The following is a 13,864-nucleotide window of genomic DNA, read 5'->3' as shown; positions in this document are numbered from 1 at the left end:
AGTTTGATGCTGTGCTGATTGTTCAGTTTTTGAATCGTATGGTAATGACGACAAATTCAGCGGGTTTCAGTAACGCCAGCCCCACCATGAGGTTGATTCTTCTGGCTGAGATATCAGCAAGCGAAATCGTTGTTTCATCGCAACGTACAAAATAGACGTCCTCGACAGACTGACCCTGAAACGCACCATGCTGATATAGATGGTAGAGGAAGATATTGGTATGTTTGCGGATTTCCGACCATAGCGCTTCTGAGTTTGATTCGAATTCGATCTGGCTCAACCAGAGTGTGAGACTTTGTTCTACGTGCAGAACAGTCCGGCGTACCGCCAGGTATTTCCAGTCCTTGCTGGAGTTGCTGGAATGCAGGGTTCGAGCTCCCCAGATAACATGCCCGTAGCGAGGCAGGTTGCGCAGACAATTCACACCCAAGACATTGAGTTGACTGTATTCAGATGAACTCACTGAGGCGGACAGATCGTCGATTCCCATGATTCTGGCTGAAACACCGGCCGGAGAATTCCAGACGCCTGTCTGTTCATCCATTCTTGCAATAGTGCCAGCCACAGCTCCACAAGGGACGAAAGTTTGAGTCTGGTTGTCGAGCAGAGGGTTCTTCTGTTGCAGTCGAGGAAAGTAAATCAAGGCACTGGGGCTGTTGATAATTCTGCCAGCCGTCATGTCTGCAACAACTTGCGAGCCGGATGTCCAGCTGGAAGGGGGGTCAATGATCAATAGGGCACGACGTTGCTCGCAGTAAAGGGCCGCATCGCGCCAGACATGATCTTCAATATCGTTGTAGAAACTGGGTGGCGGGATACATAGAAAATTGATAACAGGTAGAGCGTTCAGAGAGTCGAGACTAGCGATGGTGGGATTCGGGTTTTCATTGTCTTTGTCGTTGATTCTGACGATAACGGCGTGTCGACCTCCGTTTGCAAAAAAATCCCGCACGGCAAAACTCATCGTTGATTCCATCGACAAAGTGCCGAACTGATTTTCGAACTCTTGCCAACTGTGAATTGAACAGGCTGTGTTGACGGGACCCTGAGAGGCAAGCCCTACAAATGCCGTAATCGTTGTAGGTGCACTTGCAATAGGGCTGATGCTTTTAGAGATATCGTTCAATTCGACTTTTATCGGCCAGTCTTCCAAGGTTCTCTCTCCTACAGAGAAATACGTGTCATCTGAGCTTGTGCATCAGCTTGTGGTGAAAGATATTTGATTTTCAAAGTTGCTTTGCATGTTCGTTTTCTACTCCGTATCGTCACATTAGAGGCTAGTTTCAGGAAAGTAAAGACAGAATATTGACGTTGCCGCTTCGCAGGGACAGCTGGTTATTTATATATACCGGTTTTCCAAAAAGTAATTACAGTAAAAATTGCAAATCTGGCACCGATTGCAACACGGGCTCACTATCACGCTTTTGCTTCGTAATCGAGGTGTACAGCCGATCATGAACATCGCTCAAGCAAATTCTATGTCCACTCATCCACCCTATGAACTTGAATACCTGTCTGGCAAGCAGCTTGGAGACGTTGGGCGAGAGCTTGGAATCAGTGCACGGGTGGAGTGTGATGTTTTCACTGGCACTGACATTCGCGCACGTCAGCTAAAAAACAAGCATGACATTGAGGCGGTTTATCGCAGTCTCTTAACGGCAGCTGAAAAACGTGAAATTCTCACACCTGCTGCCGAATGGTTGCTCGACAACTACTTTCTTATTGAGGAAACCATCCAACAGGCTCGTCGTGACTTGCCGCCGCGTTTCTATCGACAGTTGCCTACTATTGAGACAAACAAAGGGATCAAGGTGCCCAGGATGACGGCGCTGGCATTCCTGTATCTCAGGCATTCGCACAGTGAGGTAACCGCGACGCGCGTAACGTCTGCTATAGAAGGCTATCAAAGTAGCGTGCCGTGCCGAATTGGAGAGTTGTGGGCCGTCCCCTCATTGCTGCGCTTCCTGCTTATAGAAGAGCTGCGTACGTTGGCCGTACAGATTCAGAAGCGGCGATTATCACGTGCAAGTGCCAATCATATCGCTGACCAAGTGCTGCTTGAGCAGTCAAGCGATTTGCGACTCTCGCTGCTCCAGCGTGAGACACCGAACGATATTGATTACTCATTTGCAAGCCAGCTTATCTACCGCTTACGGGATGCATCCGTGCAGGCACACGAATGTAGCATCTGGCTTGAGGAGCGGCTGGAAGAGCAGGGCAGTGACTCGGAGGAGGTGTTGATCGCTGAGCAATCGAGACTCTCTGCCGGTGCGGTTCGCATAGGCAACATCATCAGAAGTTTGCGAACCATCAACGATATCGACTGGACGGAATGGTTCAAGACGGTCAGCAAGGTTGATGAGATGCTGCAATCTTGTGACGGATTTGACCAGTTGGACTTCACCTCTCAGGATCAATATCGCAACGCCATAGAAACGATAGCCAGACAGTCAGGTCTGGATGAGCTCACTGTCATTGAAAAAGCCATTGATTCGAGTGTGGGGCCTCACGCGCTAAAAACGCAAGACTATGTTGGTTATTATCTTATCGGTGATGGGCGAGCTGGCTTCGAGCGGCTGGTAGGTGCGCAGCCCTCTATATCCAACCGGATTCTGCGCACCTGGGTCGCCTTTGGGTGGAAAGCCATTGCAATCCCGATTGGCCTGCTGACGTTGCTGGCACTGATAGCTGCTTACTTGTTTGTGTTGAGTGCCGGTCTGCCTGTCTGGCAAGCCTTGTTGCTGGGATTTCTGGCAACGTTGCCCGCCACCGAAGGAGCAACCGGGCTGTTCAACTTCCTGGTGACGCATATGAAAGCACCGGCGCGCCTTATTGGCTACGAATATGCCGATGGCGTACCACAGGAGTCCAGGACCTTGGTTGTCATGCCGTGCATGATCAGTTCACGTGATGCGATCGATGATCTGGTACGCAATCTTGAAGTCCACTATCTTGCCAGTACCCGTGGTGAACTCTATTACGCATTGGTTAGTGACTGGGTCGATGCCGATGTTCCGGTGAACGATCATGACAAAGAATTATTGGCCTACGCTCAGGCAGAAATAGCCAGACTGGCCGAACGCTATGCGCATACCGGCAGTACACGTTTCTATTTATTGCATCGCAATCGCACATTCAATGAGTCACAAGGCACCTGGATGGGCTGGGAACGCAAGCGCGGCAAATTGATCGAGTTGAACCGCGTGTTGCGTGGTCGTAGCGACACCAGCTTTGTAGAAACGGACCTACCAGATCATATCCGCTTCGTGATGACACTCGATGCGGATACACGTCTGACTCGTGATTCGGTAACGCGGCTGGTCGGTAAGCTGGCGCACCCGATGAATAGCCCACAGATAGACCCGATCAGCAATAGTGTGGTTCAGGGTCATGCCATTTTGCAGCCCCGGGTCATGCCCTCTCTGACCACCGGAGATGAGGCTTCGGTGTTCCAGCATACATTCTCACAGAACAGAGGCCTGGATCCCTACGTTTTCACCGTTTCAGATGTGTATCAGGACCTGACTGCCAATGGCAGTTTCACCGGCAAGGGCCTGTATGACGTTGATGCCGTCATAGCGGTGCTTGACGAGCGGTTCGACGACAACACCATACTGAGCCACGATCTGCTGGAAGGCACGGTGGGCAGAAGCGCACTGGTGACCGATGTCGAGCTGGTAGAAGACTTTCCAGTGAAATACGAGGTTGAAGCCTCTCGTCAGCATCGTTGGGCACGTGGTGACTGGCAGCTATTACCTCTGATACTGGGAGCTGATGCGGGTATTTCTTCGCTGGGTCGATGGAAAATGCTGGATAATCTGCGACGCTCTCTGGTACCGATTGCCTGGGTACTGGCATCGCTGCTGGGGTGGACGCTTCTGTCTCTCCATGACAGCGTCATCTGGCAGTTGGCGCTTTTTCTCAGTCTGTTCATCGCACCAACTCTGAGTGTTGTTGAAGGGATTTTTCCGGCAGGGGATGAACGTGTGCTGAGGGTACATATCAGCTCCGTGATCACCGAGATTGGCTCGGCAACTTCACAAGTCCTTCTGCGCATTGTCTTTATCGCCCACAGTGCCGTGTCCATGGCAGATGCCATCGGCAGGACTCTGTATCGCCTGTTTGTGAGTCGTCAGAACTTGCTGGAATGGCGCACAGCGGCGCAGGCACATGCTGGCGCCAACTGGGGCATATCGGACTATTATCGTGTCATGCCCGGTGCAGTATTGATTGGTGGCATTGGTTTTTTACTGGCAATGGCGGCCGGAAACGACACGCTGTTAGTGGCAGCACCGTTATGTGCGTTGTGGGTCGCCTCGCCATTGCTGGCATGGAAGGTCAGTCAATCGGCTGAGACTCAGGATCGGCTTGAAGTCAGTGTCGAGGAGCGACGCCAATTCCGCACAATTGCACGACGTACGTGGCATTACTTCGAGACTTTTGTCACGCCAGAGCACAATAGTCTGCCACCCGACAATTTTCAGGAACATCCGGAGCCGGTTGTTGCCAACCGAACCTCTCCGACCAATATCGGGCTCTACCTGTTGTCTGTGATATCTGCTCGTGACTTCGGCTGGATTGCTATTCAGGATACGGTGCAGCGAATCGAAGATACGCTGGCTACGGTGGAAGCTCTGGACAAGCATCGCGGTCATCTGTTCAATTGGTACGATACGAAAACCTGCAAGGTGCTTCAGCCTCCTTACGTGTCAGCGGTGGATAGTGGCAATCTGGCCGGACACCTGATTACACTTTCAGCGACTTGCCGCGATTGGGCTGAGGCACCCTATGCCTATCTGCAGGCAGGGTATGAAGGAATCGCTGATTGCATTTCCATCGTGGCTGAAGAGTTGGCCGCCGTGCCTGATGACAGGCGTAGTCTTCGACCTCTGCGACGCCGCCTCGAGGAGCGCATCAATGGCTTTCAACGTACGACCGATGCCCTGATTCGCGAGCCGGAATTTGCCGCTGTCACGACCAGCTATTTGCTCACAATGGCAGAGGATATCGAAAAGCTTGCCCGTGAGATTGATCTGGAAACCGGGTCGCAACGAACGGGTGCGCTTATCGAATGGGCGCATGCGGTGACGCAGAACTGCCGGGCAACGCTGGAGGATACGCGGTTGGAGCAAGCCGCTGTTGAGGTCTTGCGCTCTCGGCTTGAATTCTTGCGGGACCGTGCACGCACTCTGGCATTCAATATGGATTTTGCCTTTCTTCTGCGGCCCGAGCGCCGACTGCTGGCGATAGGCTACCGGCCGGACACCGATGAGCTGGATCAGTCGTGCTATGACCTGCTTGCCTCTGAAGCAAGACTGACCAGTCTCTTCGGTATCGCCAAGGGCGATTTGCCGACCGAACACTGGTTTCGTCTGGGACGCCCCATCGTTCCTGTGGGCAACCTTGGGGCACTTGTTTCCTGGTCAGGATCAATGTTCGAGTATCTGATGCCGCCTCTTGTCATGCAGGAGCAACCTGGTGGAATACTCTCTCAGTCCAATGCACAGGCCATAAAAAGACAGATCGAGTATGGCCGACAATGCAAGGTGCCATGGGGCATTTCCGAGTCGGCATTCAATGCTCGGGACCAGGAGATGACATACCAGTATGCAAACTTTGGTGTGCCGACGCTGGGCATGAAGCGGGGGCTGGCAGAGAATCTGGTCATTGCACCCTATGCCACCATGCTTGCCGCTCAATACCAACCCCGTGCAGCCATCGTCAATCTTGATCGTTTGACGAAAATGGGCGCACTTGGCCGCTATGGTTTTCATGACGCAATTGATTTTACCCACTCACGGCTACCCGAGAACACCCGGTTTGCAATTGTCAGAAACTACATGGCGCATCATCATGGAATGTCGATTCTGGCGATATCCAACGTGGTCTTTCAGGGCCGTTTGCGTACCCGTTTTCATAGCGATCCGGTCATAGAAGCCGCTGAGCTGCTGTTACAGGAGAATGCGCCACGCAACGTGCCTGTCTCGTCGGTCAATCAGCATGAGGCAGATCTGATATCGGGTCGGAACGAGCCCTTGGGGCCGGTTCATCGAACGATTACTGATCCTGTGGCCAGTGAGCGCGCAGTCAGTCTGTTATCCAATGGGCACTATTCATTGATGATGACTGCTACGGGTTCTGGACATGCCAGCTGGAATGGCCTGTCTGTGAATCGCTGGACGGCAGACGTCAACGAAGCTCATCAGGGGCAGTTTCTCTTTGTCCGTGACCAGAAAAGCGGTGAATGGTGGTCTGCAACGGCTGAGCCTCGCCGGGCAAATGGAGAAGTCTGTGAGGCAGTGTTCTCTGATAGCCGGGCAGAGTTCCACAAACGTGTCGGCTCGCTGCGTACTCTGGTGGAGGTCATTGTTGCCAGTGAGACTGATGCTCAGGGGCATCGCATCACCCTATTCAATGACGGTGACAAAGAGCGATTTCTGGATGTCACCAGCTACAGTGAGCCAGTGCTGTCGCTGGCGAGTGCCGACAAGGCGCACCCGGCATTCTCCAAGTTGTTCGTGCGCACGACTGTCTCTGCTGATAAAAGCGTCATACGCGCGGTTCGTAACCGCCGAAGGCATGATGAGCCAGATATGGAGGTTGCGCATCTGGTGGTCAGTAGCCAGCGCAACAAATCGAATACGGAAGCGGAGACCGATCGACGTCGGTTTATCGGTCGAGGGCGTCGTCTCGATATTGCTGCAGCGTTCGATAAGGATGCTGTATTTACCGCGGGCAGTGAGTTCACGCTGGATCCGGTGTTTGCACTGCGCCGAACGATAAGAATCCCTGCGGGCAAACAGACAAGCATGATTTTCTGGACGCTGGCCGCACCTTCCGGTGCGCAGCTTGAGACCGGTATTGCCCGATTGCAGCATCCGGAGTGTTTTGAGCGTGAAGCGATGCATGCCTGGACACGCTCCCAGGTGCAGCTGCGCTACGTGGGCATGTCACCCGAAGAGGCCATTGTCTTTCAGACTCTGGCCAGTCATCTGATTTTTTCACAAAGTATTCTGGGACCAGATGCCAGTGATCATGCCTTGTCCCAGCAGTCCACGTTATGGTCATTGGGTATATCAGGTGATTATCCGATTCTGATTCTGCGAATTGATGCAGAAACCGATATCGAGATAGTCAGAAAATCCTTGCGTGCGCAGGAGTACTTCCGGGCACGTGGGTTTCTGACCGATCTGGTTGTTGTCAATGAGAGGTTGAGTTCCTATACCCAGGATCTGCAGCTTGCCATAGAAGCGCTATGTGAAAATGCGCGATTACGTGGAAGTAGTGGTGATGGCGCCAATCATATCTTCGCGCTAAGGCGTGATCTGATTCCCGATACGCTTCATAAAAGTCTGATGGCGACGGCAAGGGTCATTTTCCAGGCTCGTAATGGAAAATTCACGACTCAGATAGAGCGGGCGAAACGGGTATGGCGAGTCCGTGGGCGGCGTTCCAGGTCCAGGCCTTTGGTTCCGCAAGTGTTGCATGCGTCACGACGCGAAGATGTAGCAGTTCCTCCGGATGCAGGTTCGCAGTTGCAGTATTGGAACGGTTATGGCGGTTTTGACGAAGCCAGGCGAGAGTACGTGATTAACCTGCCCGCCGGGCATGCGACGCCGCATCCATGGATAAACGTACTGTCGAACGACAATTTTGGTGCTCATGTTTCAGCCGAGGGAACGGGTTATACCTGGAGCAGTAACTCGCGAGATTATCAACTGACACCTTGGAGCAATGATCCGGTTGTCGATCGTCCCGGAGAAACCTGGCTGATTGTGGATCTGGATACCGGCGCTGTCTGCAGCCCCATGCCGGCACTCTGTGGATCAGGGCAGGATCAGTTCGAGATACGGCATGGTCTGGGTTATAGTCGATTCTCCAGTAAAACGCAGACACTGTCGCTGTCGTTGTTGCAAACGGTTCACGTCACAGACCCCGTGAAGCTGACGCGTCTGGCACTGTGCAACTCGGGATCGCGCAAGCGCAGCTTGCGTATCTATCACTATGTCGAATGGGTTCTGGGTAACGACAGGGCACGTACGGCATCCACCATCAATGCACGTCTATCCTCCAGCGACGAAGTAATGCTGGCGAGCAACCCATACAGCAATGACTACGCAGCTCATACAGCGTTTGTTGCCTGCGATCGCCCGCTCTCGTCGTGGACCTGTCACCGTCAGTCCGCACTGGGAGATGGCACTGTCTGGTTGCCGCAGCCCATGCTCACGGGTGATTTGCTGAGTGATGCGACAGGGGTTTATACACGGGACCCCTGTGCTGCACTATCTGTTGATGTGACGCTGGAAGCCGGTGAAGAACAGCAACTCACTTTTATGTTGGGTGATGCAAGCTCGGAATATCAGGCACTTCATCTTGTGCACAAGCACAGGCAACATTCGTTTGATGATTCGCTCGAAGCCGTTCGGCAACGCTGGCATGGACTGACAGATGTTCTGCAAGTGCAAACACCAGATAAAGCCATGGATCTATTAGTGAATACCTGGTTGCCCTATCAGAGCGTTGGGTGTCGATTGCAGGCACGTGCGGCTTTTTATCAGGCGAGTGGCGCGTACGGCTTTCGTGACCAATTACAGGACACCATGGCGTTCCTGCTGCATGAGCCCTCGCTTGCCCGTCGACAGATTCTCAATGCAGCTTCGAGACAATTCTACCAGGGTGATGTCCAGCACTGGTGGCTGCCGGGCAGTGGCGTGGGTGTGCGAACGCTGATATCCGATGATGTGGTGTGGCTGGCTTACGGCGTAGCCCATTATGTGTCAGTGACTGGCGACTCTGCCATTCTGGATGAGGAGCTCTCTTTTCTGGAAGGGCCAGAGCTTGAGCCTGGGGAGCACGACCGGATGTTTTTGCCGGACACCTCGCAGGAGAAGTCTGCGTTGTACGAGCACTGCGTCTGTGCTCTGGCACTGGCCATGAAACGCACTGGCGTGCATGGACTGCCATTGATGCTCGGCGGTGACTGGAATGATGGAATGAATCGAGTCGGTGAACAGGGACGTGGTGAGAGCGTCTGGTTAGGGTGGTTTCTGGCCAGTACCCTTTCACGATTCATTCCGTTGGCAGAGCAACGCGGTGATACATCACGTGTGGCTCTTTGGCAGGCGCATCTTGACGCATTGCTGGTTGCGTTGGAAAGTGACGCCTGGGAGCAGGATCATTACCTGCGTGCCTGGTACGACGACGGCACAGCGTTGGGTTCATCGGCCAGTGTGGAATGTCGTATCGATTCGATAGCCCAGTCATGGAGTGTCATGTCAGGGTTGGCAGGTCCGACACGTGCGGCCAAGGCCATGAACAGTGTGCTGGAGCGTCTTGTTGATAACAAAACTGACACGATAAGGTTGTTTGTGCCTCCGTTCGCTAATACAGATAAAGAACCTGGCTATATCAAAGGCTACCCTCCGGGGGTTCGAGAAAATGGCGGCCAATATACACATGCGGCAACCTGGGTGGTTATTGCCCTGGCGCAGCTGGGCCGGGGTGATGACGCCTACACCTGTTGGCAACGACTGAATCCAGTCATGCACGCCACTGACAAGGAGTCTGCGGATATCTATCGTGTCGAGCCTTATGTCGTAGCAGCCGATGTCTATGCGGGTGAGGGGCGTGCCGGACGCGGCGGCTGGACTTGGTATACAGGATCTGCGAGCTGGCTATACAGGGCTGCAGTAGAGTCCATACTGGGCATTACACGTCGCGGTTCAGTGTTGTATGTTGTGCCCGTTCTGCCATCCTCCTGGCCTGGATATGAGGCCACGTTACGTCTCGGTACTCAGGTTCTGAATATAAAAGTGGAGCAACAGGCAGGCAACACTACCGTATCGATCAACGACACTGTGCTTGACGTTGAGCGGGGATGGCCGTTGGACTGAGAGGTTGTAAAAATTGCGTGGGCCAGAATTTCGCGGAAGGCCGTGTAGGGTATCCAACCATACAGAGGCAAGTAGAGCTCCTTTAAAACTAATCAAACCAATGGATCAGAGGATGAAAACAGTATCTTGCAAGAGTCTTGCAGCAATCATCATGAGTTTTCAGTTATTGACTATTTCAGGGCTTCATGCAGAGGATAGCAAGGTACCCGAGAAGCTCAAAAAGGAGGTGGTCGAGACTGAAACACAGACGCCGGAACAGGAAAAATCCGAATCGGGTGAGGCTTCTGGCAATATCAAAGACTGTGAGAAAGTTAACGAATCTGACAAGGCCGGTGACGGTGTGGAACAAAAGGACATTGACGATTGCGGTGCACTTATCAAGTAGAAATTTTCATTTAGTCAACGTTTAGAGGCATGTATGCATTCATATTCTGCAGTCAGCCAGGGTTTTCTCGTCGTGTTGTCAGCCTTTCTGTTGTCAGCCTGCGGAGAGAGTGCAACGCTTGCGGTGCGGCAAGGGCAGGGTGAAAATCCGCAGCTGCCAGAGCCGAACAAGACGTTGATTCCGACAGTGAACATTGCCGAGGCAACATCCTGGCCTGAAGGTGCTACACCAGAGGCTGCAGTGGGCATGAGAGTCAACCGTTTTGCAGAAGGCCTGGATCATCCGCGCTGGCTATATGTGCTTCCCAATGGCGATGTGCTGGTTGCAGAATCCAATGCTCAAGCTAAACCTCCTAAGGGTATCAAGGGACGCATCATGGCGAGGGTCATGAAACGAGCGGGGGCCGGTGTGCCGAGTGCGGACAGAATCACATTGCTGCGTGATGCCGATCATGACGGGGTGGCAGAATTTCAGTCGGTCTTTCTCAGTGATCTAACCTCACCTTTTGGCATGGCGCTGGTTGGCAACACTTTGTATGTTGCCAATACCGATTCGCTGGTGAAGTTTCCCTATGAGGAGGGTGATACCAGCATCGGCACACCCGCTGTGCTGTTAGCCAACTTGCCTGCAGGAAAAATCAATCACCATTGGACCAAGAGTCTGATTGCCAGTCCTGATGGCAAGAAGCTGTACGTGGGTGTGGGCTCCAACAGCAACGTGGCCGAGAACGGCATGGAGAATGAAACCAATCGAGCGGCTATCCTGGAGATCGATGCGAGCTCAGGAGATACTGTCGTCTTCGCATCAGGACTACGAAATCCTGTCGGTATGGACTGGCAGCCAGATTCAGGTAAGCTGTGGGTCGCCGTTAACGAGCGTGATGAGCTTGGCAGTGATCTGGTTCCTGATTACATGACGTCAGTGAAACGGGGGGGCTTTTACGGTTGGCCCTACAGCTATTATGGGCAGCATGTCGACACACGGGTCAAGCCACAGCGCCCGGAGTTTGTTGAAAATGCCATTGTCCCTGATTATGCACTGGGTCCTCATACAGCATCATTGGGCCTGACGTTCTACACCGGCTCACTGTTCCCTGATCATTATCGACATGGCGTCTTCGTCGGCCAACATGGATCCTGGAATCGTAAACCGCGCAGCGGCTACAAGGTTATCTTTGTACCCTTCGAAGACGGCATACCTGCTGGCGAACCGGAAGACATCCTGACGGGGTTCGTCAATGCAGATGATGAGGCAATGGGTAGACCTGTTGACGTGGCAGTCGACAGTGAAGGGGCCCTGTTAAGCACTGATGATGTAGGGAATATTGTCTGGCGAGTCACGCCTGACGAGGATGCGATTGCAGATACTCAGTGATTGAGTACCGAGTGCGTAAATTTGACAGAACGTTTCAGAAGCGGGCAGGTGGGGAGCACACTTTGCCCACGATTCAAACGAGATGGCAGCAGGAAGCCTGACGTACCGAGTCCATCAATCCACTGCAGGTAGGGTTTGAACGACGATGATGGGAGATCAACCGGAAGCTGTGGATATCTATGCCAAAGCTCCAAGTATGAACAGCAACACCGAGGCGCCGAGTATTACCGGACCGCTGGTCATTTACATGAATGATCAGTCCGGTAATAGAGACACAGAGGAGATGCGTCGCATTATTCAGGCTGAGCTTGAATCCGCGCAGCGACCGTTCATGTATCTGGGTAGAGAAAGCGCACAGAGTCTGGAGCAGGCGCTGACATCCGCTCTGGACAAGGCAGAAGCATGTTCAGGTACGCTGGTGGTCTCAGGTGGCGATGGCACCATCAATGCGGCGATAGCTCTTGCGGTAGGCAGACAACAAGCGCTTGCGATAATTCCGTCGGGAACGTTCAACTTTGTAGCCCGCTCACATGGCATACCAGAGGACACGGGTGAGGCAGTCAAGCTGATATTATGCTCAAGGCCTCAAGCCACCAGAGTGGGGATGATCAACGACCGTCAGTTCATGGTCAATGCCAGTATTGGCTCGTATGCCCGACTGCAGCGTGAGCGTGAAGGTTTCAAGAAAACTCTGGGGCGCACCCGTGGAGTGGCCAGTCTTGCGGCAATAGTTTCGGCATTGCATCAATCGTCCAGAATGCGTTTGAATATCACCAGTCAATCAAGACAAACCAGTGTTGATTGCAGTACGTTGATATTGTGTAACAACCGCTTGCAGCTTGAGCTAGTGGGCGTTGACTCTCTACCTGGATTCGGCAAAGATGAGATGGTCTGCGCGGTTCTTGCGCCGGTGGGAGTCGCAACACAGCTAGCCACCATATGGCGTGGTTTCTGGGGGCGGGTCAGCGAGACGCCCGAGCTGAATACCTTTGTTTTCAACGAAATAAAAATTGATATCGGGCGTCGCAGGTCCAAAGTGATTGATGTGTCGGTAGATGGCGAGGCTTGCAAGTTACGCCTGCCTCTGGTGGTAAAAGTGAGTGAAAAGCCACAGTGGTTAGTTCGTCCATTACTAGAAGAGGAAGTCGAGTCAGAATGATTACGATCATGCACTTGTCTGATCTTCACTTCGGGACGGAATCCGCGCAAGTGCTTAGCTCTCTGATCAGGCAGGTAAGGGAACTATCGCCAGAGGTGGTAGTGATTAGCGGCGATCTGACTCAGCGTGCCAAATGGCGTGAGTTTCGAGCTGCCAAACGCTTCGTGGAGGAAATTGATAAAACCGATACCGAAGTTATTGTCGTTCCAGGCAATCATGATATCCCTCTGTTTAATCCCGTAATGAGGATGTTCAGCCCGTTTCACCGTTATCGCTCCGTGTTCGGCAGCACTCGGGTGGCTGTGCAGCATGTGGGGCGTGTAAGATTCATCACCGTCAACTCCGTTCGCAGAGAGCGGCATGCGAGTGGTTTCATCACATCAAGGCGTCGAAATGAGGTTGCCAGAGTCGCGCAGGAATGCGCTGAAGGCGATGTCAATGTGGTGGTCACGCATCACCCCCTGGGTATCAATTCCCTGTCTGACAAGGGTGATGCCCATCACGGCGATTCGGAGACTTGTCGAGCCTGGCATGGTGCAGGAGTTAATCTCATTCTTAGCGGACATGTGCATCGCCCGTTTCTACTCGATGCAACTGAGCAGTTGATCGCAAACACAGGTGAGGGCGAGCCACCGATGTGGATACTGAACGCAGGCACTGCCATATCGAAACGAGTCCGTCATGACCATCCCAATTCGTACAATCTTGTCAAGATTGATGAGCGCGCTGGTTTCGATGGAATAGCTGTAGAGCGGTGGGATTACAGGGTGGAGGGGAGGCAGTTTTTTCAGCAGGCCACTCGATCAGTGGAGCTGAGAAGCGTGCCTAGTGGGTCGATTGGAAAATAAGGTGATACTCAGAGTCTGCATGCGCCCGGCCGACAAGGCGACCCGACGAAGGCGCACTGGAGTGCGACGAGGAGGGGCAACGCAGACGGCAGGGCGCATGCAGGCTCCCGAAGGGCGAGCTTGTCAGCCGCGCTGTCTGCGTTGTTCCCCCTCGGAGTACCCCGGTACGCCTTCACGGGAACGCCTTGCCATCACGGCTGATAAA

The 13,864-nt window shown here is 53.1% G+C and carries 6 protein-coding genes; 5 read left to right on the top strand and 1 reads right to left on the bottom strand.

Annotation, left to right across the window (positions count from 1 at the left end; genetic code table 11):
• Positions 1 to 22: 22 nt before the first annotated feature.
• Entirely contained in the window at positions 23 to 1,153 is a 1,131-nt protein-coding gene (locus IMCC3135_RS20815; RefSeq protein ID WP_088919349.1) for a phage tail sheath family protein, read from the bottom strand.
• A gap of 325 nt (positions 1,154 to 1,478) precedes the next feature.
• Here IMCC3135_RS20815 and IMCC3135_RS20810 point away from each other — a divergent pair, with 325 nt between their 5' ends.
• The 5 genes from IMCC3135_RS20810 to IMCC3135_RS20790 all read left to right on the top strand — a co-directional run bounded on the left by IMCC3135_RS20810 (position 1,479) and on the right by IMCC3135_RS20790 (position 13,659).
• Positions 1,479 to 9,893 carry a GH36-type glycosyl hydrolase domain-containing protein gene (locus IMCC3135_RS20810; protein WP_205737645.1) on the top strand — a complete coding sequence of 2,805 codons (8,415 nt, stop codon included), beginning with the start codon at positions 1,479 to 1,481 and terminating at the stop codon, positions 9,891 to 9,893.
• Positions 9,894 to 10,005: 112 nt separating this feature from the next.
• Complete coding sequence (locus IMCC3135_RS20805; RefSeq protein WP_088919348.1) at positions 10,006 to 10,278, top strand: hypothetical protein; 273 nt, start codon at positions 10,006 to 10,008, stop codon at positions 10,276 to 10,278.
• A gap of 33 nt (positions 10,279 to 10,311) precedes the next feature.
• Positions 10,312 to 11,652, top strand: coding sequence for a PQQ-dependent sugar dehydrogenase (locus IMCC3135_RS20800; RefSeq protein WP_088919347.1), 1,341 nt, complete (start codon positions 10,312 to 10,314; stop codon positions 11,650 to 11,652).
• Positions 11,653 to 11,797: 145 nt separating this feature from the next.
• Entirely contained in the window at positions 11,798 to 12,811 is a 1,014-nt protein-coding gene (locus IMCC3135_RS20795; protein ID WP_088919346.1) for a diacylglycerol/lipid kinase family protein, read from the top strand.
• The gene (locus tag IMCC3135_RS20790) at positions 12,808 to 13,659 is read left to right on the top strand and encodes a metallophosphoesterase family protein (RefSeq protein WP_088919345.1); all 852 of its coding nucleotides are present in this window, start codon (positions 12,808 to 12,810) and stop codon (positions 13,657 to 13,659) included. The genes IMCC3135_RS20795 and IMCC3135_RS20790 overlap by 4 nt, the downstream gene beginning before the upstream one ends.
• The last annotated feature ends 205 nt before the right edge of the window (positions 13,660 to 13,864 follow it).

The sequence above is a fragment of the Granulosicoccus antarcticus IMCC3135 genome (assembly GCF_002215215.1).
GTDB classification, from domain to species: domain Bacteria; phylum Pseudomonadota; class Gammaproteobacteria; order Granulosicoccales; family Granulosicoccaceae; genus Granulosicoccus; species Granulosicoccus antarcticus.
This window is presented reverse-complemented; position numbering and strand designations above follow the sequence as displayed.

What these genes read in the sequence shown, in the direction of transcription:
- IMCC3135_RS20800 (WP_088919347.1), top strand. Translation starts at nt 10,312, where the DNA reads ATGCATTCATATTCTGCAGTCAGCCAGGGTTTTCTCGTCGTGTTGTCA.
- IMCC3135_RS20810 (WP_205737645.1), top strand. Translation starts at nt 1,479, where the DNA reads ATGTCCACTCATCCACCCTATGAACTTGAATACCTGTCTGGCAAGCAG.
- IMCC3135_RS20790 (WP_088919345.1), top strand. Translation starts at nt 12,808, where the DNA reads ATGATTACGATCATGCACTTGTCTGATCTTCACTTCGGGACGGAATCC.
- IMCC3135_RS20805 (WP_088919348.1), top strand. Translation starts at nt 10,006, where the DNA reads ATGAAAACAGTATCTTGCAAGAGTCTTGCAGCAATCATCATGAGTTTT.
- IMCC3135_RS20795 (WP_088919346.1), top strand. Translation starts at nt 11,798, where the DNA reads ATGATGGGAGATCAACCGGAAGCTGTGGATATCTATGCCAAAGCTCCA.